This window comes from Acinetobacter sp. ANC_7511 (genome assembly GCF_056779975.1).
Map to the genome: position 1 here is coordinate 100548 of NZ_JBWYIY010000004.1, position 24432 is coordinate 124979.

Consider the following 24432-nt stretch of genomic DNA (forward strand, 5'->3'; position numbering starts at 1 on the left):
TAATAAAAAGCATTGTTAAATAGTATCTTAAATTTACCTTATGGAAAAATAAATGTAGATTCGCTAACATGAGCTTATTCAGCCACCATTTTGGTGGTTTTTTGTTTTTATAGACTTGGTTTCAAAATCTTTCTCCCACTGGACTTGGTTTGGTTTTTGCTTTTATATAGAGGTTAGGACAAGTGTGTTTATTGGACATATAGCTAACCATAATAAGTAAGAATTTAATGCGGTTCGTTTTTAACTCAGGTATGAGGTGACGATATGACCAAAACAATGATGATACTGAACAAACACGAGTTGAGGCAAAAAGGCTGGAAGCTATTCGCTTTTGTGGCCAGTCTTCAAATCCTATTTTTAATTGCAGGTTATTTCTTAACAGCGTAAAAAAAGCCACCTTACGGTGGCTTTCTTTAAATTCGAATTTAAAGCTCAGTTCATGAATCTTTAAGTTGATGCTGATCGAATAAATGATTACAAGCTACGACATTGTCCTTCTTTGTCCCCCTTAACGCGGTTTTGTCCGCCTTTTGGAGTTTGGCTATTTGACTCACATTTTAAATTACCATCGACCTGATTTGCAGTAACCTGAATGCTTGAACGATTTTCTTTAAGTTCAATATTGCCATCTACACGGTTATTGTGCAGTTGGATCGTTTTGCCTTTTTCAAGTTGAATATTGCCGTCAATGCTATTGTTTTTAGCCGTCACTTGACCGAAATTTCCTTTAGATTCGAGGTTACCGTCAATTGTGCTATTTAAAATAGTTACTTGCGCATTTGAATAGAGCATTACATTGCCTTTGACTGTAACTTGATCAAGCGTACATGGTTGTGTCACTTTTACATTGTCATCAATGGTTTTATTCTTAATTACACCGTTACAATTAAAGTCAGCGAGCGCTGGAACAGATAAACCTAAAAGTAGGGATGATAAAATTAACTTATTCATTTAAACTCCTTTCATTATAATATGTTCATAATTGAACCATGTCATGATATGAAAGAAATGTGACAATCCTTTGAATACTCAGCTAATTTTTTTGCTTTAATGATAATTTGTATAAATAAAACTTAATAATGACTATTTTGTTCAATAACGGAATATATCCAAACAGTCACTCACAAGTAGTGAGGCAGATTTTTATCAAAAGCCCTCTATAAGTTAATTCTACTATTTCAATAAACAATTAAATAAAGCATTTTGTAGAGTAAAATATTTTTTAAATTGTTGAATTATATGAAAAATATATTTGGAGCTTAAAAATACCTGTAAAATTAAACTGAGTAACTATTATTTAACTTTAAAACTCAATCAAGTCATCAGATTGTTCGTGGTTATAATGTTTTATAAATTTTAGATTTTAGAATAGTCACTATGAAAAAAATATTGATCTTAACAGGCTTGGCACTTATGTGCAGTCATGCTTATCCAACAAATATTACAGATGATAAACTGATGAATTTAAATTCTTTAAACTGTCAAGCGTCAGCGCAAATCTTTCAAATTTCAAATGATCTTAATGAACAAAAAAGCGTGGAATTAAGGTAAATCAGACAAACCACGAATTAAAATTAGCCCATAATATTTATAAGGATGTTTATGCTTATCAAAATTATAAAACCAAACATATGGTTCGAGATGATTTTGCTGTGAACTTTAAAAAGTATGGTGTGCGAGTCATCAAAATTGCATTTCAAGCAATTAAAACTTCAGAGAGTGAATCAGGCGCTTATTATTTTATTTTTGAAGGTCACCCATCGACTGTACTGTATCAACTTAAAAAATACTTTGGTGAAAAGTGGGAGAGTGAGCCGAGTTTTGATGAAACATCTCAAAGGAATACCAAGCTAAGCTGCGTTTATATCGGATATAAAGATTCAAATAAACGTATCCAACAAATTTTGACTACCATCATAAAGTCCTTTCTTCACTGATGCTGACATTCGTATGAAATTTCATCCAAGTTAGCAAGCCACCGTTTGGTGGCTTTTATTAGTTAAATGATCAATTGAATCTGTTTCAGAACTGCTCTCAAAGTATTTTCAAAATCAAAAGATTCATTGGTACTGTCTTGATAACGCCAAGCAACATAGCCATCTGGACGTACTAAAACAGCACCAGATTCATGAATTTCAGACTTCGCATTCCATGTACCATAGACATCACGATAATCTCTTGAACCGATTTGAATGACATCTAAATACTCAAGATTAAGCTGTTCAGCAGCTTGTTTCCAGCCTTTGCCTGAGAGGCCTGTGAGTAAGGTAAAACGACCTTTGCCCGTAATATCTAGAGTTGAAACTTTTTGACCTTTAGCATTGATGAGCCAAGTATGCGGTACTTTTGCTCCAGGGCGTGTAGTGGCTTGTAGGTAAAGTTGATCGTCTTGTTTAAATACTTCAGGTTCTGATTCAGAGATGACAGCATTTGAGCTATAACGCTGATTCAGTTCAACACCTTGAGCATTAAATTCAAAATTTTTAATTGCTAATGCATTGTAGAGTTTTGTACGTATTTCAGCGCCTTGTTCATTTTCAGCAAAAATACGCTCCAGCATTTGCTTTTGGGTTGTTACACCTTGATCAAAACCAAAAACATCTTTGAGGTGTTTATAATCAAATCGTGATTGGTTTGCTCGCGCAACAATTTGCTTACCTACAGGCGCACGTTCAACGGTATAAGAATCGAGAAGCGTAGGTTGAGACCAACCTTTAACTGCATATGCAAGTTTCCAACCGAGATTAAAGGCATCTTGCATGCAGGTGTTTGAGCCTAGACCACTTGATGGTGGGTGACGATGCACTGCATCACCACCACAGAATACACGACCTTTCGAATATTCAGTTGCCCATGTTTGGTTCACGTACCAATAAGACAATTTTTGAATTTCAACATCTTCAACATGCTCACCAACGAAAGCATCTAAACGTGCACGAACTTGCTCTGCAGTCACTTGAGGCTCGCCCTTAGAAATATCGAAGCCCCAACCCATAATCCACTCATTCCATGGGGTGATGGCACGCAATAGCCCCATACCTAAATCACCAAAACTTGCTTCAGGATTGACTATCCATTGCAAAATCGCAGGGCGGTGCTGAACATATTTAGATAAGTCCGCCTTAAAGGTCACATACACTGTACCAGCTCGCGCCATCACGCCTTCAAGTGGTAATCCCAATTGTTCGACAACTTTTGAACGTGCACCGTCCATTCCCACCAAGTATTTTGCACGTAAACTAAATTCGGTATTGGTAATATGATTGAGGAATGTTGCAGTCACGCCGTGTTCATCTTGTACGTGAGATAAATATTCAGTATTGAAGTTAAAAATAGCGCCACGCTCTGCCGCATTTTTAACGAGCAGCGCTTCCATTTTAGGTTGGATAAGATCCACTAAAGGGCATGGACTTCCTTTGATATAATCGCCATGACGCTCATCACCTGTGCCCCAAGCACTGATACGGGCAATTTCTTCGCCGACTAAACTGGTTGTGATCAGGCTTTCACCCATGTGTTCCCAAGGTGTTGCGATTTCCTTCACCTGTTCTTCGATACCTAAATCACGGAGGACTTCCATGGCACGTTGATTAGTAATATGTGCACGAGGACTGTTGGCTAACCAATTAAACTGGGTAAACAATTGAACTTTGACGCCATAATTGGCAAGGGCAAGCCCCAGAGTTGAACCAGCAGGACCAGTACCAATGACAAGAACATCAGTGTCAAAATGTTGAGACATGCTTTTTCCTAAATGAATTGAATACATGGGGAGAGTTTTTGAATTGAGTCAGTCTAGAAAAAAAGTGCAGTGATCTATAGTCGTATTCATATAAACTATCGATCTATATAAAATTCAAAGTAATGAACGTGCACTTATGCACGATGGGCTGATTGAGATATGGAATTACGACATTTACGGTATTTTATGACTGTTGCTCAAGAGCAAAGCTTTACTAAAGCTGCCGAAAAGCTCTATACCGCACAACCATCACTCAGTCAGCAAATTAAAGATCTTGAACAGGAAGTCGGTGTTACTTTATTTGATCGGACCACTCGTAAAGTCAAACTGACTGATGAGGGGGAAGCATTTTTAAAATACGCAGCTTTGACGCTGGACAATGCCAAGCAAGCTGTAGCTGCAGCTAGACAGGTCGCTCAGCAAAAGAATAATCAGATTCACATTGGATTTTTGAATGTGGCTGAACTGAAACTGATGCCTAGCATTCTGGTGCAGTTAAGAAAGAATATTCCTAATCTTAAAATTCATTTACACAGTTTGACTTGTACTGAGCAAATACAAAAACTTAGAAATGCTGAACTTGATATATGTTTTACTCGATACAAAATGGATCATTCAGATTATGAAGATATCCATATTTTGACAGAACAAATTTATTTGGTGGCTGCAGACAATCTTCATCCTTCAGAACGGACATTGAAACTACAAGAATTAAAAAATTCATCAGTCATCATGTGTGAACAAAATGCTTCACCAATTTTCTATGACAAATTAAATGTTCTAGTTCCCTTCGAAAAGATGGATGATCAAATGCTGTGGGTGACTAATGTATTACAGCATATCAATCTGATTAATTTGGGAATGGGCTTTAGTTTTGCTCCCGAATACCTCCTGAAGTTTTTAAATCATAATATCAAAATTGTGAAAACAGATGAGCAATTACCACAGCTTGGTCTATATGCGAATTATCATCGTCATTCAAACAATATTGCATTGAAAATGATTACTGAAGCCCTTATGCAAATGACAACAGAGCGGAAAAGAGTGGAAGAGGTTATTCATGCTTAAACTGATCTATTTTGTACCAGAATCACATCTAGAGTTGACGAAACAGGCAGTATTTGAAGCAGGTGCAGGCGGGATCGGTGATTATGAGCAATGCGCTTGGCAGGTCAAGGGCTTAGGTCAATTTAAACCTGTCAATGGGGCTCAACCATTTATAGGTCAAGTCGGAGAGCTTGAACAAGTTGAAGAGTGGCGTGTAGAAACTATTGTGCCTGAAGATAAAGCCATAGAAGTGGCACGTGCATTAAAAGCCAGTCATCCTTATGAAGAACCGGCTTTCGAGTTTCTTCAATTGATTGATGTTGAATAGCCTGAGCTAAACAGGCACAGATTGTTTTTGTTGAATCCGCTTACGATATTGAGAAGGGGATTCTCCTGTCCATTCCTTAAATGCTCGTGAAAAGGCAGAGATCTCTGAAAAGCCAGTTAAAAAGACCACTTCATCACTACTGATCTCGGTATTTAAGACCAAGTCACGTGCCAATTTTTTTCTAAAATCATGTAATAGTTTTTCGTAGGTCGTGCCTAAAGCTTTAAGTTGTTGGCGTATCTGACGGACTGAACAGTTTAATTGTTGGGCTATATCTTCAATACGATATTCACGGCGCTGTAGTTGTTGAGGCAGCAGTATTTGTATCTTAAAGATCAGTTCGTGACATTCAACCCATGATAGCTTCTGAATAATTGCTTGACGGTGTAAGTCAAATAATAAAGGTTCAGCATTATCTGAAGGATGGTCAAGTAAAGCGGTTGAAAATTGAATACAGCCTTGTGGCATATTGAACTTTACAGGGCTTTTCCAGGCGTGTTCAAAAGGTGATGAATCTGGTTGATGATGGGTGAGCCAAATGGCTGTGGGCTTAAATTTGCCTTTGCTAACATGATGCAAAAATGACAACACGATCGATATCACACAATGCAGATAATGAGGTGACTCATGCTCAAAGCCAAACAGATAAGCATCTTCGCCTTTGACATGTAATCCTATGTCTAAAGCTGAACTAAAATAGCGATAATGTTCTAATAAGAAAGAAAGCGCTTCACCAAATTTAGCGCTACTCATAAATACATATTCAAAAATTTGACCACGAAAAGGGGGAAGTTGTTGCCCTACGTGTAATCCAATAAGTGGATCATGACTGATACGTGCGGCATCTTGCCAAAACTGAAATTGTAGACGGTTGTCATAACGCATTTCAGGGTGGGGTTTGTGACGTGATACACCTTGAGAATCGACATTACCATAAATCTGATCGGCATTATGACCCATTTTATGTAGGGTTTCATAAACCAACCAAGGGAATAAACCCGCATCGTTGCGTAGTATCGCTGTCATTATTCTGAACCTAGCATTGAGCAAGACAGTTTAATTTAAGTGAATCAAATGCTCAGCTCTAGGTCAGAAAATGCCCCGAAAATGTGAGATCAGGACATCATGTCTAATATGCTAAAAAATTAAATTAATTGATTGGGTCGATATACTCAATATAACCTCTACCATCAATTGCTTTGCCTTTAAACTGACCTTTATATTCATAACTACCCGCATAGCCACCCGTCATGCCAAATTGGTAGTCATTATTTGAGATCGCATCAATCTGAATTAAACATTGCCCTGAATGGTCATTTACTTGCCAAGAAAGGCGTTTAGGTAATCGCATTCGAATACCATTGGGTGATGTTACGGGATCAAGGTATTCATTTACCACAGATTTCAAACCAGCTTCATAGATGCCACCATGGTCATTGACACCACGAACATAGACCCGACGTTGTAACACTAAACCAGCTCCATGCGTGTCAACAAATAGAACTTGTGTGTGCTCATCAATATTTAAAATTTGATAGGTAAAGAATTGAATTGGCAGAGGAATATTGGCTCCACGTGCATATTCATAGGTACATAGACCAGAGATCTCTGTGTTTTCACCACGAAACTCAATATGTCCTTTGTATTGGCATAAAATAGACCAATGATCGTATAAGCCACCACGAAGTTTGACAAAATGTGCGATTTTATCTGTCATGGTGAGTTCAAGCTCAAAATTAAAATCATGACCTTGACGTGATGCAATCACTTGCTTGCCATTCACATCAATAGTTAAGTCATTGGCAAATTCAAGATGTCGACCATGGCTAGAGAAATTACATTCTTGGGTAACAGAATACCCTTTGAACTGCTGATTATTGGCGACGGCTGTACCAACTAACAGGTTTGCAGTATCAAGTGGTGTTGTTTTCACGATATGAGGATTACTAAAGATTCGCACATTAGGCTGTCCAATAATCGCAATCATATTCAGAAAGTGAAAAGGTGCGACTAAGTTTGGCACCATAATTCTATAGTGTACGGTGGTGTATTTGGCTTGAGGGGTATGTGTTGGAATCTGAGGGTCTAGTGGCTGCCCATTAACTAGTGCTGATTGATCAATTGCGTTGACGATGCTTTTCGGAAGTGAAATTGGCATATCTGACAAACCTCATTGCTATTTTTATGTCTATAGCATGAAGTCTAGAAGATCACAGAGGAAAATTTTTGACAATCTATCATCGGTAGGGTGAAGTGATTTGTCAACACAAGACATCCTTAGTAAAAATATTTTGTGCTGACAGAGCTCATGGAGAGGATTAGATCACTTTAAAACAGTTATGAAAATTAGACTGTTTCAATAAAAAGTTGGCGATCAAAACGATACTGCGGGAAGAAGACACCATCTTTTGCACGTTCACCTGCGCCAATCACCATTACGACATGTTGTTGATCGTTCAGATTGAGAATATTACGAACCATAGGCTCATCGAAACCTTCCATCATGCAGCTATCAAATCCATAGGCACGCAAAGCAAGTACTAAGTTCTCACAGGCAAGAGCCGTTGTTTTAGTTGCCCAAAGTACAGCATCTGATGGTTGAAACGCTGTCACAGGAAGTTGTTTATCTAAACGACGTGCAACACCAAAAGCCACCTTTTTGAAATGACCTAAGGCATTGAAGTAACCCGTTTTATAATTCAGTGGAATATAGGTGTAATATTTTTTGACGAGTGGAGGAATCTCAGGAAATGGAAATTCTTGAATATTCAGCTTTGCCATTTCATTAATTCGATCTGTACGTGCGACACAGACAATCAATTCAGCCGCTGTGCGCGCAGCCCATTGATTTAGACACGCTTTTACAATCTTTTGTTTCTTTTCAGGATTTTGGACAACATAAAAAGTCCAAGGTTGTAAGTTAGATGAATTAGGGGCCAAGAGTGCTAAATCTAAACATTGATCGAGGATATCAGACGGTATAGGTTTTCCTGTAAACTTCCGAACAGATCGACGACTGGTCACGACCTTTTTGAAATTTTCAACATCAATGCCTTGTGGTGCAGGTTCGTAGTAGCGTTTTTTTTCAGTCGTCATGATCCATTCCTTAGATAGAGAGTATTCACCGAGTCGTGAGACTCGGATCTTTTAGCTTAATTAAATTGTGTGAAATCAGGTTTACGTTTTTGCATAAAAGCTTGTACAGCTTCCATCATTTCTGGAGAACCGACGCGCCCCATAAAGATTACTGCTTCATGATCAATCCAGGACACGATCTCATCAACATCATGTTTCATTAAGGCTTTAGATTGCACGAGAGAAGCAAGTGGTAGTGAAGCCAGTTGAGTGGCTTTTTGAGCGGCAATTGCATAAACGTCAGATTCAATACTGTTGATCAAGTTTGCAGCCAATGCTTTTTCACTGTCGAATTTATCAGCAGTTAATAAAAGTTCTGCTGCTTTCACATGACCTGCTTGACGTGCTAGTAATTTACTAGATGCGCCTTCAGGTGAAAGACCTAAGCTTACAAATGGAATTTGGAACAAAGCAGTGTTATCTGCATAAACTAAGTCACAATGCAATAAGATCGTTACGCCAATACCAATTGCGACACCACGTACCGCAGCAATCAGTGGTTTAGAAAATTTAGCAGCAGATTTTAAAAGCACAAAAGGAGGACCATCTTCTGGACGAATTTGATCTTTCATCGCCGCAGATTTCATGAAGTCTTGCATATCATTACCAGCACTGAAATCCGCATCTTCGCCACGTAAAATGACCACACGAACAGCTTGATCTTTGTCTGCTTCATCAAGGGCTTTAGCGATCCAGAGGTATAATTCGCCGTATAATGCATTTTTGGCTTTAGGACGATTAATCGCCAAGGTCAGCACACCTTCTTCTAATTTTGCATTTAAATGCTCATGAGGTTGTTGAATACAACTTAATGACATCGTACTATCCTTGCTTTCAATTAATATAGATTTTATGAAATCTATTATGTCGTATTCTGGCGAAGAGTGACATAACTGATCAGTTCATAAACGTGACTTGGCGATGAATTATAAATTTGATTATTTGGTTTATATCGGACGTTTTCAGCCTTTTCATTTGGCACATATGGAAACCATTAAAATTGCGCTGACGCATAGCCAGAACGTTATTTTAGCGCTTGGTTCTGCTCAATTAGAGCGGAATATAAAAAATCCATTTTTAGCCATTGAACGTGAACAGATGATTTTGTCTAACTTTTCTCCTGATCAACAGGCAAGAATCAAATTTGTACACGTCATTGATGTTTATAATGATGAAAAATGGCAAAAATTGGTCAAATCTTTAGTGGCGGATGTAGTACAGCCAAGTGATCAAGTCGGCTTAATAGGTCACTTTAAAGATGACTCATCCTATTACCTCAAATTTTTCCCAGAATGGGAGATGTTGGAACTAGATAGTTTAAAAGGTGCAATTTCTGCAACACCACTTCGTGAAGCATACTATCGGGGGGAAATTATGGAAAAAGAACTTCCCCACGGAACCATTCAATTTTTACAAGCGTTTCAAAATTTAGAAATTTACCAACAACTGAAAACTAAATACCAACGTCAAGACAGTACAAGTTTGAGTGAATCAATTGAATGATTGTGTTTAACACAAGAAAACCGAGGGAAATCGTGCGTACTATTACACAAATGAGTTTGGCCACAGTGCTATTGTCTGCTTCTGTTTTTGCTCAAGCGCAAACATGGACACTATCACCTAGCAGTAAGATCAGCTTTGATATCCGATCTGCAGGAATGTCGATTGTAAATGGGCAATTTCAAAAATATCAATCACAGATGAATTTTGATCCGGCACAGCCTAATCAAGGTTCAGCTAAATTTGTGATGGATGTGAATAGCCTTAAACTGAGCAAAAACTCTTTAAAGGATATGGTCTTTGGTGACAGTTTCTTTCATGCAAGCAAATATAAAACTGTGACCTTTCAAAGTAATCAAATTCGTGCTTTAGGAAATAATAAATACAAATTTGATGGACAACTCACTATGCGTGGTGTGACACGTCCAGTTTCATTTGAGACAACTTTAACTCCAAATGCATCGAATCCAAATGTGTTGAATGTGCAATCTTCAACAGTCATCAACCGTAGTGATTTTGGTATGCGCAAAGCGATTGGTGGAATTGGCGAAAAAGTGAATATCAAGCTTGAAGGGCAATGGAAAGCCAACTAAATCGATAAAAAGAAAGCAGTGATTCAATCACTGCTTTTTTAATGTCATGAGTATGTCAGTAATATGTTTGAGTTGTGGGGACTGCTGTTTCCAATGATGCCAATATAGATCAACGTCTTGTGTTGCCTCAGGCAACAAACAAATCAATTGTCCTTGATCGAGTAAGTCTTGAATTTGCAGTTCAGGCACCATGCCATAGCCTAAACCGAGTTGGATTGCATCGACAAATGACTTTGAGGAGGGGACATAATGATATGGATAACTAGATTGCGGTAATCCAAATTGATTGAGTAGAACCGTTTCATGTAAATGATCTTTATCATTAAAGATGACCGCAGGCGCACGGCGAAAGGAATCGCGATTTAGTCCGTTTTTAAACCATGCTAATTTGAATTCTGGCGTACACACCATTTGATAACGCATCGTGAACAAAAATTCTGAGTGGCAACCTGTCATGGGTTGGGATTCAGCGCTTATACATGCATTTACATAGCCTGATTCCATTAATTGATGCGTATGATCCTGATCATCTATTCGAAGTTGTATTGTGATTTTATGCTCTATTAACTTTTCAGCAATCGCAGGCAAAAGCCAAGTTTCTAATGAATCTGCATTCGTTCCAATGATAATTTTATAAAACTCAGAATTTTGACTTTTTCCCTGAATAAGCTGCAGAACATTTTCTTCTTGACGCTTTTGCCTTAATAAATGTTCAAGCAATATTTCACCTGAATGTGTCACACGACAAGGTCGTTCTCTCAGGATTAAAGTTTGCCCAATCTGCCGTTCTAATTGTTGGATTCGAAGAGTAATTGCAGCCGCAGAGAGACAAAGCTTTTTAGCAGCCAGATCAAAACTTCCAGTTTCCGCCACGGTGATAAACGCGACACAGTCTTTATAATTGAAAATCATGATTTAATAAAACTTAATGAACTTAATATTAATTTAATAATACTCAATTTAAGATTGAATTGTTCATAATCCGCCTAATGATAAATATTAGGTGTTTTATGTCTTTATTCGTACTGTTTAATGGCTTTGTAACGAGTTTAAGTTTGATTATGGCGATAGGTGCTCAGAATGCTTTTGTGCTTAAACAGGGCTTAAAAAAAGAATATGTTTTATCCATTTGCCTCATTTGTGCCTTTTCAGACTCACTTCTAATTTTGGCTGGCGTATTTGGATTTGGGAAGTTTATCTCAGGCCATCCACAAATAATGACGTATGCACAATGGGGTGGTGCTGCATTTCTAGTGGTATATGGTGCCCATCATTTTTATCAAGCATTTTCGACCAAAAAATCGATGTGTCTTGATCATCATACGGCTGTTTCATGGTTTAAAATTATTCTCTTTTGCTTGGCATTCACATGGCTGAATCCCCATGTGTATCTAGATACTGTCGTGCTTGTAGGCGCAATATCGACGCAATTTGAAGATCACTTATTATCGTTTGCCATAGGTGCGATCACGGCATCATGGTTATTTTTCTTTAGTTTGGGTTTTGGTGCGCAATATCTATCAGCTTACTTTCACAATCCCCGCGCATGGCAAGTCTTGGATATTTTGATTGCTTTAATCATGTGGTACATCGCCTATCACTTAATTATATGAATATTGATTAGATAAATTCCTCTAAAGCTTGTACGTCGATTAGATGACAACATTTAATGAACAAAAACTCACATAAAGATAATAATGAGAATCATATAATAATGATTCTCATTATTATTAATTGTTCCGAAAATGAAAAATTACAGTACCAAATTACTCTCTCAATCTGTAAGTGTTCTTATGATGAGTGGCGGTATAGCGACTATCACATGGGCAAATGATCAAAACCAACTTCCTACGATTACAACACAAGCTGAAGCGATTAATGCTTATGCAGATGGAAAATTAAGCAATGTATCTAAGTTGGGTGCTTTAGGTGAAAAAAAATTAATCGATACACCATTCACTGTAATGCAATATGAGGAGCAATTAATACGAGAAAGACAGGCATCCACCGTAGGTGATGTTTTAAAAAATGATGCCAGTATTCGACTGACGACAAATCAAGGTCATTTAAACGAAAACTTCAAAATTCGTGGTTTTGACTTAAATCATGAGGATATGAACTACAACGGATTTTATGGTATTGCACCATACGGAAAAGTGCCGACTGAATTTTTAGAATCAGTGACAGTTTTGAAAGGACCAAATGCAATTGTCGCTGGTATGGCACCGAATGGAGGCGTTGGTGGTGTGGTCATTGCCAACTCTAAACGCGCTGACCAAGACATGACAAGACTAAACACACAATACCAAGATGGCGGCTACTATCAATCAGGTATTGATGTCTCAAGACGATTTGGTGCAAACCGTGAGTTTGGTGTTCGGGTCAATGGTGCATATGGTGATGGTGAACATATCATTAATGATATGAATGATCGCCTAGTTCTTGGTTCCATCGCTGCGGATTACACCACGGATAAACTTAAAATTAATTTTGATAGTTATGCTATTAAGCAAAATCGCGATGGTGGGTCACCAACAATGGTTGCACTGGGTGGAAAAGATACAGTTAACAAAGTCATTGCACCGCCTAAAGGTGACCAAAACTATTTTCCGTGGTTAGAAGGGAATTCTGACAGTAAATTTGCTGGCTTATCAGGTGAATATCAATTTTCTCCCTATTTGAAAACCTTTGCTGGTCTAGGATATGCTGAAAAATCATATGATGGTCATTTATTCGGTACACGAATGATCGTAAAGAATGAGGACGGCGATGCCTCTTCCCAATATTACCGAGTGGGTGCAAATGAAAAAAATAAAACAGCACACATTGGGGTTGAAGGAAAATTTGATACTGCTGGAATACAGCATAATGTTGGATTGCGTGCAGATTATTTAAATAAAAAATCGGATCAACATAAAGGACGTGGAGCTCCTCCTGTAGATTTTAATACCAATCTTTATGACCCAAGTAAAGAAGGCAATATGCCTTTACAGCGTCCAGAAATTGCACCTTTAGCAGATAATAAGTACATCAGTTATACATTGACTGATCAAATTTCATTATTGAATGATCAGCTTCAATTGATTGTAGGCGCTCGTTATCAAGATATTGAAACGAATAATTTACAGACCAAAAAAAATTACCAAGAAGACCGTATTTCACCAAGTTTAGGGATCGTCGTTAAACCTTTTGGTGAAGACTTATCACTATATGCAAGCTATGTAGAAGGTTTATCAGAAGGATCGACCGTTGATAATGTCAATGATGCAAACGACAAAGTCACTTTTGCGCCGTTTGTGACGAAGCAATATGAGTTAGGTGCAAAACATCAGCATGGAACTTGGCTGAATACGCTGGCACTTTATCAAATTGAAAAACCAAGCACGATGAGCAAGTCGATTGAACCTTATACAGAAAATGGTGTAAAAATTAATCAAATTACAACAGATGGTGCTGAAACTCGATCACGCGGCATCGAGTGGTCATTTTCTGGAGCGATTACTGAAGATTTAAACCTAATGGGAAGTATGGCTTATATTGATGCAAAATATTCCAAAGCTCAAATGAATCAAGGAAATCAAGTTTTTGGTGTACCTGATTTTACTGCAACGCTTGGGGTGGATTATGATGTCCCACAACTCGAAGGATTAAATTTAAATGCCAGAGCAAGTTATGTCAGCGAACAGTATTTAAATGATACCAATACCTTGCAACTTCCAGATTATACTGTCATCGATCTAGGTGCACGTTATAAGACCAAGCTTGGTGGCGTGAATACGACGTTCTTAGCTAATGTTGATAACATTACAGATAAAAAATATTGGGAAGGTGCTTTTAACTCGAATTATGCGCTGATTGGTGGATCAAGAACTTATAAACTTGGCGTAAGCTTTGATTTCTAATTGTAGTTAAAAAAAATTATAAGTAGATGAAACCCACGTCAATCGTGGGTTTTTTTATTAGTTTTGCAAAGCTTTTAAATCTTCAAGCACTTGTTCAGCATGCCCTGCAGCTTTGACTTTACGATATTCTTTAACGAGTTTACCTTGATGAAAAATAAAAGTTGAGCGCTCAATCCCCATCACTTTTTTTCCATACATATTTTTCTCTTTAATCACATCAAAGTGTTGGCAAAGCACTTCTTCTTTATCGCTAATCAAATCGATTGTTAAAGCTTGCTTTTCGGTGAAGTTTTGATGGGCTTTTACTGAGTCTCTAGAAACACCGAAAATAGAGGTATGAAGCGCATCAAACTGATCTTTCAAACATGAAAAACCAACAGCTTGCGTTGTACACCCAGGTGTTGAATCTTTTGGATAAAAATAAATGATGAGCCAATCTGTATTCAACTCAGTTAAATTCACAGAACCTGTAGTCGTTGGGAATGTTTGATTGGGTAAACTAATCGTTTCCGTTGACATTATAATTTCCTTAAAAGTTGTCACTACATTTATAGGGGAATTCAAAAAAATAGCCACACGAGGTGGCTATCTTATGTTAACTGCGATTATTTTTTAGCTTGTGCTGCTTTCATTGCTTCCTCTGTTAACGACTGTAGCTTAGACGTTAACTGTGGGCCGAAGCATGCTTGAAGATCAGCGTTCTGTTTCTTCACGATAGCTAAAGTAGAAGGGCTTTTCTTTTGGTTAATCGCACTTTGGATTTCCCATTTTTGAGCATTAGTGAGCTTGCCGTCTGCTTCAATTGCACATGTACAATATTTGCTGACTTCAGTAGCAGAAAGCTTGTTCCCTTTAGCAGTTTCTTCCTTACAAACATTAATCAGTGCAGATTTTACGTTAGTACTTTTGTAGGCTTGCTGCATTTTATTATTCGGCTCATTTGCTTGAGCCGCAGAACCGAAAAGTGCTGCAGCAGAAACAATCGCTGAAAGAATAATGTTTGATTTTAAATTTTTCATATATGGCACCCTGTTATTACGGTATATAACGAGTTGGGTCTTCAACGCCAGCATCTGCAAAACCTTGTTTACGCAAACGACAGCTGTCGCATTTTCCACAAGCTCGTCCTTGGTCATCTGCTTGATAGCATGACACCGTTTGACTGTAGTCTACGCCATGTTCGATGCCTAAGCGAATAATATTTGCTTTGGATAATTGTAGTAAAGGTGTTTCAAATTTAAGAGGTTTTCCTTCAACACCTACTTTTGTCGCTAATCTTGCCATATTGGCAAATGCTTCAATAAATTCTGGTCGACAATCTGGATAACCAGAATAATCTACCGCATTAATTCCAATTACGATGGCTTCTGCGTCAAACACTTCTGCTGCTGCAAGTGCATAAGACAGGAAAATCGTATTACGTGCTGGAACATAAGTGACAGGGATCCCTTCTTGTTCTTGATCAGGAACATCAATGGAATGATCAGTTAATGCAGAACCACCTAAATTACCCAAATCTATATTAATCACGCGATGTTCAACGCCTGCTTGTTGTGTCAGTTTACGTGCAGCATCCAATTCAGTTGTTGAGCGTTGACCATACATAAAACTTAAAGCGATACATTCATAGCGTGCTTGCGCCCAAGCCAAGCAAGTCGTTGAGTCTAAACCACCTGATAACAATACAATGGCACGAGGGCGCATAGGAGAACTCCAAAAAATTAAAGTAAATAAAAAATGAATTATAACTGATTATATAAAGAATAATGGGGTATAAATTTTTTGAATATATAGATCTGCATAAGTCACAAAACTAAATGAGATCATTATAAAGAACGCGAAATGTTCGTTTTAGAAGATGAGATAAAACTCTCTTTTAAGTCGAATAAAGTTTAAACAGTTGTTGTTTTTGTTTAAATATTAAATATAATTTAACAAACACTTGATTAAAACTTACAAAAATAATTTTTACGGAATGAAAATGAATCAAATTAATACTTTAATTTTAACCACTGCTGCGTTGATCAGTACAAATTCTTTTGCATTTGAGGAGCTTTCAGATCAAGAATTGTCAACATATGCAGCACAAGATGGTATTACGATTAGCCTTTTACCAGGTGGACCCATTCAAGCTGATTTGATTTGGCACGATAACAGTGGATTCGGGCCAGATTACAACGAAGGAAACACAAAAGCAGGTGCCTTAATTTACGGTACAGCGAATGGACGTAGTAAGAATCCATTATCACTTTCTTCTGGTTCGGCAGATATTAGTATTACCTTAAAAATCGATGCTCAAGGAGGGAGTAGTACTACAGGCCCTTTTCTGAATTTAGGTGTATTTGTTCCTGAAGATATTATTATTAATACCGGTGATATTTGGGTTGGTAAATCGGGTCAAGTTAGTCCAACAGGACGAGGCTATAGTGACCCCGTTAAAATAATGGATAATATGAAATTTTATGTATCCAATCTCTCTACCAATATTCAGCTCGGTTCAGCACCTCAAGGCAGTCTTTTAAAACTGAATGGAATATTTAAAGACGGCTTACGTTTAGAGGGCTTCAAAGTCCACGATCATGATGGTGGTGGCGCATTCGGAATAGAATTTATTAATTTAAAAAATACTCAACCAGGGCGTTTCGGCATCAATAATCTTGATTTCGATGTTGCAGGTTCGATACGTACAGATGGACTGGAACTCAAAATAAATCGTCTTGGAGATCAAAATGGCTTTAATGCAATGTTATGGGGAGTAGGCGTTGGAGACGCATCATCAATAAATAATAAAATTGGCGATATTTCAATGAAAGGGATTAATTTAAATGGCACGACCGTTAAAGTGTCAGCGCACTAAAAGATCATTTTCTCTTAAAAAAAACAGTACAAAAAGTGCTGTACTGTTTTTAATTTGAGCTATTTGTTACATTTTAACGACCTGTTTCGTCATTCCAGAGCAACTTATGTAATTGAAGCTGGAAACGAACTGGTAAGTGATCCTCTAAGATCCATTGTGCTAAATCACGCGCAAGTTGCGGTAACTTTGCAGCACCTTTTTCTACAGCAAACGCAGGTGAGAACCAAACTGTACTTACACGCTTGTGCAATTCATATTGATTCACTTGTTGTTTAGACCATTCATAATCTTCACGATTGCATATGACAAATTTAATCTGATCATGTTGAGTTAAATGGTCTAAATTACTCATTAAATTACGTGAGTCTTCACCTGAAGTTGGTGTTTTTAAATCTAAGACTTTAGAAACTCTACGATCCACTTTTGAAACATCTAGCGCTCCACTCGTTTCAAGTGAAACTTCACAGCCTAAATCTGCTAGACGCTCCATGAGCGGTAATGCATTGGGTTGGGCTAATGGTTCACCACCAGTAACACAAATATAAGGTGTTTTAAAATCAAGCGTGGTCTGGATAATATCCTCTAAAGACTGACGTTCACCGCCTTCAAAAGAATAGGTGGTATCACAATAAGTACAACGCAGTGGACAACCTGTTAAGCGTATAAACACTGTAGGTAAGCCTGAAGTGTTGGCTTCACCTTGTAATGAATAGAAGATCTCCGTAATACGTAACCCCGCAGACGGATCAGAAACAGGAATAGCGGAAGATCGCAAATTACTCATATCGACAAAACCAAACTAAAATAGAGATTATATAAAAGAAAAATCTCTACGATTATTACTAACCGTAGAGATGGGGAGTGTAACTCCAAATACTATAAAGTATAAAAAAATTAGTCAGCGCGTAATAAGTCGTTCAAACTTGTTTTAGCACGAGTCTGAGCATCGACTTTTTTCACGATAATTGCAGCATACAAGCTGTATTTACCGCATTTAGAAGGAAGGCTACCAGAAACTACCACTGAACCAGCTGGAACACGACCGTAGTGAATTTCACCTGTTTCACGGTCATAAATCTTAGTTGATTGACCAATGTAAACACCCATTGAAATCACTGAACCTTCTTCAACGATTACACCTTCAACGATTTCAGAACGTGCACCGATAAAACAATTGTCTTCGATGATCGTAGGGTTCGCTTGAAGAGGTTCGAGTACACCGCCAATCCCAACCCCACCAGAAAGGTGAACATTTTTACCAATTTGCGCACATGAACCTACAGTCGCCCATGTATCAACCATTGTACCTTCGTCAACATAAGCTCCAATATTGACATAAGATGGCATAAGCACAACATTCTTAGCTTGATAAGAACCTTTGCGTGCAACTGCAGGCGGTACAACACGTACACCAGCTGCTTTAAATTGCTCTTCAGTCCAACCTGTAAATTTAGTGTCTACTTTGTCATAGAATTGGAGATCGCATGATTCGATTGGTTTATTATCATTGAGTTTGAATGACAATAGAACAGCTTTTTTTAACCATTGATGAACAACCCATTCACCATTAATCTTTTCAGCAACACGTAATGAACCATTATCTAAGCCAGCAATTGCTTCCTCGACTGCTTGGCGGATTTCAGCAGGGCAATCTGTAGCTGTGAAGTTTGCACGATCTTCAAACGCTTGTTCGATGATTGACGAAAGCTGAGACATAATCTTCTCTTCCAAAAAAAATTTCCAAGATTTTACACTAAATTGATTATAAAAATTACAATTAATCCTGAAAAAATGTCCGACAATAATGACTATTCTTTATAAGTATGTTAATAAAAGTTAATAAAAGACTTAAGTGCAAATTATTTATAAAACAACAACTAAATCAAAATTGTATCAAAAAATAACAAAAAAGCATCAATTTGAATATTAACCAGCTTTGAAATCTCCATTAAGATGCTTCCGAGTCGAACACATTAATGATTAAAGAACAACTCATTTCTTTGAGGAGAAAAAAATGAAAGTGTTAAAATTACTCGCTGTTACAACAGCATTATCTGTTTCAGGCTTCGCTATGGCGGACACTCAAGTAGTACGTACAGGTAATGTATTTGAAGCTAATCAATTAATCCCTACTGGTGTTCGTGCTGAAGTTGGTACAACTGGTTACGGTGGTGCATTACTTTGGACTGCTAACCCATACGTTGGTCTTGCTTTAGGTTACAACGGTGGTGATATCTCTTGGTCTGATGATTTATCAATCAACGGTACTAAGTATGATGCTGAAATGGATAATAATGTAGCTTATTTAAACGCTGAAATTCGTCCTTGGGGTGCGAGCGAAAATCCATGGGCTCAAGGCTTATATATGGCAGCGGGTGTGGGTTATGTTGATACAAAATACGATCTAGATAAACGTAATAAAAATGCACAGGGCTCAATCGAGGTTAACAATGTTGCTTACGTTGGTAACGGTGGTGTGAATGGTAAATTATCTTATGATAATGAAATTGCTCCATATGTAGGTTTTGGTTTTGCTCCTAAAATCAACAAAAACTTCGGTGTGTTTGGTGAAGTTGGTGCCTTCTATACTGGTAATCCATCTGTTAACTTAACCTCGTATGGTAATTTGACTGGTGCGGCTGGAGCTCCAACAATTGAGCAATCTATTGCAGCCGAAGAAGATAAAATCCGTAATGATGACAAATACGAATGGCTTCCAGTTGGTAAAGTGGGTGTGAGCTTCCACTGGTAAGATCCAATTAAAAAAACGAGCTTCGGCTCGTTTTTTTATGCAAGTTAATGCAAATAATAAAGGCGCTATAGGCGCCTTTATTATTTGTAGCTTGTTAATCTTCAGGATAAGCCACACGCTTTAACGCTTTGATATCAGCACTAGGTGCACATAGCGAAATAAACTCGTAACCATATCCACGTAACAAATGACCTTTACGTACAGCAATCCAAGTGGTATTCACCCCGAATAAATCAGTATCAATTTGTTTTAAGCGATGATCTCGTTCTGTATCGTAGGCTACATCGTTGACAATCCCAACACCCATACCTAATTCCACATAAGTTTTGATTACATCAGCATCAAGTGCAGACATCACTAAATCAACATCAAGTCCTGAGTCTTCAAAAGCTTTATCAATCTTTGAACGTCCCGTAAAACCACCGTGATAGGTAATAATCGGATACTCTGCCAAATGTTCTAAGCTAATCTCTCGTGATGCTATTTGAGTAAGTGGATGACCTTGAGGCGTAATAATACTGTGTTTCCAGTTATAAAAAGGAACACTTGCTAAATTTTCTTCAGTAGTCAGATTCTCAGTAGCAATACCAATATCAGCATCGCCTAAAAGTAACATTTCAGTGATTTCAGTTGGGCTTGCTTGTTGCAAAATCAAATGAACTTTCGGAAATAATTTTTTGAATGAATTTACAATTGGTGGTAATACATATCGCGCTTGAGTATGAGTGGTTGCGATGGTTAATGTACCTTCATCTACACGATTAAAATCATCGGCTAATCTTTTAATATTGTCTGCATCGACCAGCATGCGCTCTACGATACCGAGCAAAGCTTGACCAGGTTCAGTTAACCCTAATAAGCGTTTACCTTTTCGGATAAATAGTTGAACACCTAATTCATCTTCTAAATCTTTAATATGCTTACTTACGCCTGATTGAGACGTGTAAAGGGCAGCGGAAGCTTCCGTTAAATTAAAATTTTGTCTGACGGTTTCTCGAATAATTCTTAATTGTTGAAAGTTCATAGTCTTTGTTACCTTTAAAATGATGGGGCTATATAAAAGCCCCATCTACACATTTTTATGCGTTTTCTTGTGCAAATAAGTGCAATGTATTAGTCGTTAACCAAACCGATTGATTTGGGCGGAATTGATGCAGTTTAGCTTCATCTGGAGTGAGTAGAATTTCAATGAGATTGCCATCTTGACCTTGAAGTTCGGCAACCACTTTTCCTGCAATCCAAACTTCACGTAAGAACGTTGCTTGAATTGCATTGTCTGTAGGTTGAGCATGAATTTGGAACTCATCTGGTCGAATGAAGGCAATCACTTTACCTTCAGGTGCATCTTTAGCTAAAGGCAGTTGAATGCGATCATTTCCGATCTGTACGATTCCCGCTTGATTATGACCTTCGAACTTATTGGCTTGACCTAAGAAGTCAAATACAAAAGGCGTTGCTGGTTTTTCATAAACTTCACGAGGTGAGCCAATTTGTTCAACATTACCTTTATTCATTACAATGATTTGATCTGCAACTTCAAGCGCTTCTTCTTGATCGTGAGTTACAAAAATCGAGGTGATGTGGAGTTCATCATGTAAAGTTCTCAGCCAGCGACGTAACTCTTTACGAACTTTTGCATCAAGTGCGCCAAATGGCTCATCCAGAAGTAGTACACGAGGTTCAACTGCAAGCGCACGTGCAAGTGCAATACGTTGACGCTGTCCACCAGACAATTGTGCTGGATAACGATCTGCTAAGAATCCTAATTGAACTAAATCCAGTAGTCGTGTAACTCGTTTTTTGATTTCAGATTCTGAAGGGCGTGTTGAACGTGGACGAACACGTAAACCAAAAGCAATATTGTCAAATACTGTCATATGACGGAATAAAGCATAGTGTTGGAATACGAAGCCGACTTGACGTTCGCGAACATGAACATTCGTTGAGTCTTGACCTTCAAGGATCACTTGACCGCTGTCAGCAGATTCAAGACCAGCAATAATGCGAAGTAAAGTCGTTTTACCGCAGCCTGAAGGTCCTAACAATGCAACGAGTTGACCATCAGGAAAATCTAGGGAGATATTATTTAGTGCATGGAAAGCACCAAAGTGTTTTTCAATATTTTTAACTTGAATACTCATCGGATACTTCCTTTAAACTGTAGAATCTTCATTACGTTTGCTTAATTTCTCTTGGCGAATTTCGACCCATGTTTTAAGAATCAATGTCACAATCGCCAATAAAGCCAAGAGGGATGAAACAGCAAATGCTGCACTAAAGGTATATTCGTTGTAGAGAATCTCTACATGCAGTGGCAATGTATTGGTCTCTCCACGAATATGACCCGATACTACAGAGACTGCCCCGAATTCACCCATTGCACGTGCGTTACAAAGAATAACCCCGTATATCAAGCCCCATTTAATATTTGGAATCGTGATTTTCCAAAAAGTTTGCCAGCCTGAAGCACCCAAAACGATTGCCGCTTCCTCTTCTTCTGTACCTTGAGCTTCCATCAGTGGAATGAGCTCACGCGCCACAAAAGGAACTGTAATAAAGATGGTTGCTAGTACAATTGCTGGAACGGCATATAGAATCTTAATGTCGTTATCCATCAGCCATCCGCCGAACCAACCTTGAGTACCAAACATCAATACCAACATCAAACCTGCGATTACAGGTGATACTGAGAAAGGCATATCAATAATCGTGGTTAATATGGATTTACCACGGAAATTAAATTTCGCAACAGACCAAGCCGCCGCTACACCAAATACTACGTTGAGCGGTACAGCAATTGCAGCTGTTAGTAAGGTGAGCTTTACAGCTGACAACGTGTCTGGATGAACTAAAGCTTGCGCATAAACGCCGATACCCTGTTTGAATGCTTCAACAAAAACTAAAATCAAAGGCAGGATTAAGCAACTGAGGAAGAAAATCATGGCAACGACAATGAGTGTATAACGAACCCAAGTCGGTTCTCGCGTCGCATCACGAGATTGCAATTTTTCAGCTAGAGCATTGCTATTTGTATTCAAACTCATTGTGCAGTTCTCCCTGTACGACGACTCGCCCATGCTTGTAACAAGTTAATCAAGAACAAGATAGCGAATGAAATAAGGAGCATGACAACGGCGATCGTCGTTGCACCTGCATAGTCATATTCTTCCAATCGAGAAATAATCATTAATGGCGCAATTTCAGTTTCGAAGGGTTGGTTACCTGCGATAAAGATGACCGAACCATATTCACCCACGCCACGGGCAAATGCGAGAGCAAATCCTGTGATTAATGCAGGGAAAAGAATCGGTAAAATCACTTTGGTTACAATTTGCAGTCGATTCGCACCCAATGCTGACGCTGCTTCTTCAAGTTCAGTCTCTAAGTCACTCAGTACAGGTTGTACTGTACGAACCACAAAAGGTAAGCCAATAAATATCAGGGCTAATGTAATCCCAATAGGACTATAAGCAACTTTAATTCCTAAGGGTTCAAGATATTGACCAATCCAGCCTGTCGGAGCATATAAAGATGTTAATGCAATCCCAGCAACAGCTGTTGGTAACGCAAAGGGTAAATCAACCAATGCATCAACAATTCGTTTACCAGGGAAACTATAGCGCACGAGACACCAAGCAAGTAATAAGCCAAATACCACATTAATGAAGGCAGCAATAAGTGCAGCACTGAAACTTAGTTGTAATGATTTTAAGATACGCTCAGAGCTTAAAATCTCCCATAAACCTTCCCAGCCAATACCTAAAGACTTAATAAAAACAGCCGACAAGGGTATGAGCACAATTAAAGATAAATACGCTAGGGTAAAGCCTAGAGATAGACCAAATCCTGGCAGCACTCGGGATCGCTGCGACATGACTACTCCTCAAATGAGAGAAAAAGCTTACCGAAATCAATAAGCAATTGAATTAAAAAATTTATCAAGAATAAGTGGCGAACTTTAAATTGCAAATTTGTAATACAACTTGCCATTATCAATACTATTGATATAGTTCGACAGCTTATCATGAATCAAAAAATCGAAGATCTCTGGAAATGGTCCAAATCCTGAATCAACATTAATATGACCAACTTGACCTAAGTTAATCGGTTTTACACCCCATGATTTTGCTAGTTTTTTTGCATCCTCAAAACCTAACCACGGATCATTTTCACTGATGAGCATTTTTGTGGGAACGCTAATCTTAATTTGATGAAAGTAAAAACTATAATCAGTCAAACTCAAACGAGCAAAACCATTCTCACCAAAACGACTTGGATTGGCTGGTGCAACTAAAACCAGTTGTTTAACTTTCTGTGCTATTTCTGGGTGCTGATGCAGAGCAGCGACAGACGTTAAACAGCCAAAACTATGTGCAACAATCTGTACGGGTGCATCTATCTGCGAAATTTTTTCTACAAAACGATGGATCCAATCTGAGAGTAAAGGAAAGTTCCAATCATCTAGTTGAACACGTGAGCATGGCATGACTTGACGTTGCAACCATGATTGCCAATGATTTTCATCACTTCCGCCGACGCCGGGTACAATGAGTGTATGTATCATGTCATGCTCCAT

27 protein-coding genes are annotated in these 24432 nt (G+C 38.2%); 10 read left to right on the forward strand and 17 right to left on the reverse strand.

What is annotated here, in order from left to right; all coding sequences use genetic code 11:
* Positions 1 to 279: 279 nt before the first annotated feature.
* On the forward strand, positions 280 to 387 hold the full coding sequence (locus AC1M9L_RS03965) for a KGW motif small protein (RefSeq protein ID WP_373687177.1): 108 nt from the start codon (positions 280 to 282) through the stop codon (positions 385 to 387).
* An 87-nt stretch (positions 388 to 474) separates the two neighbouring features.
* Here AC1M9L_RS03965 and AC1M9L_RS03970 read toward each other — a convergent pair whose 3' ends face one another.
* Positions 475 to 951, reverse strand: coding sequence for a hypothetical protein (locus AC1M9L_RS03970; protein ID WP_481591396.1), 477 nt, complete (start codon positions 949 to 951; stop codon positions 475 to 477).
* A 701-nt stretch (positions 952 to 1652) separates the two neighbouring features.
* Here AC1M9L_RS03970 and AC1M9L_RS03975 point away from each other — a divergent pair.
* Positions 1653 to 1937, forward strand: coding sequence for a hypothetical protein (locus AC1M9L_RS03975; protein WP_481591397.1), 285 nt, complete (start codon positions 1653 to 1655; stop codon positions 1935 to 1937).
* Positions 1938 to 1999: 62 nt separating this feature from the next.
* Here the strand turns inward: AC1M9L_RS03975 and AC1M9L_RS03980 are convergent, their stop codons facing one another.
* Entirely contained in the window at positions 2000 to 3742 is a 1743-nt protein-coding gene (locus AC1M9L_RS03980) for an FAD-dependent monooxygenase (RefSeq protein ID WP_481591398.1), read from the reverse strand.
* Between the two features lie 159 nt (positions 3743 to 3901).
* On the opposite strand from AC1M9L_RS03980, the gene AC1M9L_RS03985 reads away from it, so the two are divergent.
* Both AC1M9L_RS03985 and AC1M9L_RS03990 read left to right on the forward strand, forming a co-directional pair.
* Positions 3902 to 4810, forward strand: coding sequence for a LysR family transcriptional regulator (locus AC1M9L_RS03985; RefSeq protein ID WP_481591399.1), 909 nt, complete (start codon positions 3902 to 3904; stop codon positions 4808 to 4810).
* A complete protein-coding gene (locus AC1M9L_RS03990; RefSeq protein ID WP_481591400.1) occupies positions 4803 to 5117 on the forward strand; it encodes an NGG1p interacting factor NIF3 in 315 nt (104 codons plus the stop codon). Before AC1M9L_RS03985 ends, AC1M9L_RS03990 begins: the two co-directional genes overlap by 8 nt.
* Positions 5118 to 5123: 6 nt before the next feature.
* On the opposite strand, the gene AC1M9L_RS03995 is transcribed toward AC1M9L_RS03990, so the two are convergent.
* From AC1M9L_RS03995 to AC1M9L_RS04010, 4 genes are all read right to left on the reverse strand, one after another.
* On the reverse strand, positions 5124 to 6143 hold the full coding sequence (locus AC1M9L_RS03995) for a helix-turn-helix domain-containing protein (RefSeq protein ID WP_481591401.1): 1020 nt from the start codon (positions 6141 to 6143) through the stop codon (positions 5124 to 5126).
* Positions 6144 to 6267: 124 nt separating this feature from the next.
* The gene (locus tag AC1M9L_RS04000) at positions 6268 to 7275 is read right to left on the reverse strand and encodes a DUF6670 family protein (RefSeq protein WP_481591402.1); all 1008 of its coding nucleotides are present in this window, start codon (positions 7273 to 7275) and stop codon (positions 6268 to 6270) included.
* Positions 7276 to 7463: 188 nt separating this feature from the next.
* Entirely contained in the window at positions 7464 to 8213 is a 750-nt protein-coding gene (locus tag AC1M9L_RS04005) for a nitroreductase family protein (RefSeq protein WP_481591403.1), read from the reverse strand.
* A gap of 56 nt (positions 8214 to 8269) precedes the next feature.
* On the reverse strand, positions 8270 to 9070 hold the full coding sequence (locus AC1M9L_RS04010) for an enoyl-CoA hydratase-related protein (protein WP_481591404.1): 801 nt from the start codon (positions 9068 to 9070) through the stop codon (positions 8270 to 8272).
* 103 nt (positions 9071 to 9173) lie between these two features.
* On the opposite strand from AC1M9L_RS04010, the gene AC1M9L_RS04015 reads away from it, so the two are divergent.
* Both AC1M9L_RS04015 and AC1M9L_RS04020 read left to right on the forward strand, forming a co-directional pair.
* Positions 9174 to 9755, forward strand: coding sequence for a nicotinate-nicotinamide nucleotide adenylyltransferase (locus AC1M9L_RS04015; RefSeq protein WP_481591405.1), 582 nt, complete (start codon positions 9174 to 9176; stop codon positions 9753 to 9755).
* A 32-nt stretch (positions 9756 to 9787) separates the two neighbouring features.
* Complete coding sequence (locus AC1M9L_RS04020; RefSeq protein ID WP_481591406.1) at positions 9788 to 10345, forward strand: YceI family protein; 558 nt, start codon at positions 9788 to 9790, stop codon at positions 10343 to 10345.
* 27 nt (positions 10346 to 10372) lie between these two features.
* On the opposite strand, the gene AC1M9L_RS04025 is transcribed toward AC1M9L_RS04020, so the two are convergent.
* Positions 10373 to 11254: a LysR family transcriptional regulator ArgP gene (locus tag AC1M9L_RS04025; protein ID WP_481591446.1), complete on the reverse strand. Its 882-nt coding sequence runs from the start codon at positions 11252 to 11254 to the stop codon at positions 10373 to 10375.
* Positions 11255 to 11355: 101 nt separating this feature from the next.
* Between AC1M9L_RS04025 and AC1M9L_RS04030 the strand changes: the two genes are divergently transcribed.
* The gene (locus tag AC1M9L_RS04030; protein ID WP_481591407.1) at positions 11356 to 11958 is read left to right on the forward strand and encodes a LysE/ArgO family amino acid transporter; all 603 of its coding nucleotides are present in this window, start codon (positions 11356 to 11358) and stop codon (positions 11956 to 11958) included.
* A 132-nt stretch (positions 11959 to 12090) separates the two neighbouring features.
* Entirely contained in the window at positions 12091 to 14247 is a 2157-nt protein-coding gene (locus tag AC1M9L_RS04035) for a TonB-dependent receptor (RefSeq protein ID WP_481591408.1), read from the forward strand.
* 57 nt (positions 14248 to 14304) lie between these two features.
* Here AC1M9L_RS04035 and AC1M9L_RS04040 read toward each other — a convergent pair whose 3' ends face one another.
* The 3 genes from AC1M9L_RS04040 to queC all read right to left on the reverse strand — a co-directional run bounded on the left by AC1M9L_RS04040 (position 14305) and on the right by queC (position 15951).
* A complete protein-coding gene (locus tag AC1M9L_RS04040; protein WP_481591409.1) occupies positions 14305 to 14766 on the reverse strand; it encodes a peroxiredoxin in 462 nt (153 codons plus the stop codon).
* An 86-nt stretch (positions 14767 to 14852) separates the two neighbouring features.
* On the reverse strand, positions 14853 to 15266 hold the full coding sequence (locus tag AC1M9L_RS04045; RefSeq protein ID WP_481590297.1) for a hypothetical protein: 414 nt from the start codon (positions 15264 to 15266) through the stop codon (positions 14853 to 14855).
* A gap of 16 nt (positions 15267 to 15282) precedes the next feature.
* Positions 15283 to 15951 (reverse strand): 7-cyano-7-deazaguanine synthase QueC, encoded by a 669-nt coding sequence (queC, locus tag AC1M9L_RS04050; protein WP_180028449.1) that lies wholly within the window; start codon positions 15949 to 15951, stop codon positions 15283 to 15285.
* A 277-nt stretch (positions 15952 to 16228) separates the two neighbouring features.
* Between queC and AC1M9L_RS04055 the strand changes: the two genes are divergently transcribed.
* A complete protein-coding gene (locus tag AC1M9L_RS04055) occupies positions 16229 to 17104 on the forward strand; it encodes a hypothetical protein (protein WP_481591410.1) in 876 nt (291 codons plus the stop codon).
* Between the two features lie 73 nt (positions 17105 to 17177).
* Here the strand turns inward: AC1M9L_RS04055 and queE are convergent, their stop codons facing one another.
* Together queE and dapD are read right to left on the reverse strand one after the other, a co-directional pair.
* Complete coding sequence (gene queE / locus AC1M9L_RS04060) at positions 17178 to 17888, reverse strand: 7-carboxy-7-deazaguanine synthase QueE (protein WP_092767073.1); 711 nt, start codon at positions 17886 to 17888, stop codon at positions 17178 to 17180.
* A gap of 110 nt (positions 17889 to 17998) precedes the next feature.
* Positions 17999 to 18820, reverse strand: a complete 822-nt coding sequence (dapD, locus tag AC1M9L_RS04065) for a 2,3,4,5-tetrahydropyridine-2,6-dicarboxylate N-succinyltransferase (protein WP_035267212.1) — start codon at positions 18818 to 18820, stop codon at positions 17999 to 18001.
* 298 nt (positions 18821 to 19118) lie between these two features.
* Here dapD and carO point away from each other — a divergent pair, with 298 nt between their 5' ends.
* A complete protein-coding gene (gene carO, locus AC1M9L_RS04070; protein WP_481591411.1) occupies positions 19119 to 19856 on the forward strand; it encodes an ornithine uptake porin CarO in 738 nt (245 codons plus the stop codon).
* A 94-nt stretch (positions 19857 to 19950) separates the two neighbouring features.
* Here carO and AC1M9L_RS04075 read toward each other — a convergent pair whose 3' ends face one another.
* The 5 genes from AC1M9L_RS04075 to AC1M9L_RS04095 form a co-directional block, all read right to left on the reverse strand.
* Positions 19951 to 20880: a CysB family HTH-type transcriptional regulator gene (locus tag AC1M9L_RS04075; RefSeq protein WP_481591412.1), complete on the reverse strand. Its 930-nt coding sequence runs from the start codon at positions 20878 to 20880 to the stop codon at positions 19951 to 19953.
* Between the two features lie 55 nt (positions 20881 to 20935).
* Positions 20936 to 21997, reverse strand: coding sequence for a sulfate/molybdate ABC transporter ATP-binding protein (locus tag AC1M9L_RS04080; RefSeq protein WP_035267206.1), 1062 nt, complete (start codon positions 21995 to 21997; stop codon positions 20936 to 20938).
* A gap of 12 nt (positions 21998 to 22009) precedes the next feature.
* On the reverse strand, positions 22010 to 22900 hold the full coding sequence (gene cysW / locus AC1M9L_RS04085) for a sulfate ABC transporter permease subunit CysW (protein ID WP_035267204.1): 891 nt from the start codon (positions 22898 to 22900) through the stop codon (positions 22010 to 22012).
* A complete protein-coding gene (gene cysT / locus AC1M9L_RS04090) occupies positions 22897 to 23730 on the reverse strand; it encodes a sulfate ABC transporter permease subunit CysT (RefSeq protein WP_035267202.1) in 834 nt (277 codons plus the stop codon). Before cysT ends, cysW begins: the two co-directional genes overlap by 4 nt.
* Before the next feature lie 84 nt (positions 23731 to 23814).
* On the reverse strand, positions 23815 to 24420 hold the full coding sequence (locus AC1M9L_RS04095) for an alpha/beta hydrolase (protein ID WP_481591413.1): 606 nt from the start codon (positions 24418 to 24420) through the stop codon (positions 23815 to 23817).
* Positions 24421 to 24432: the final 12 nt, after the last annotated feature.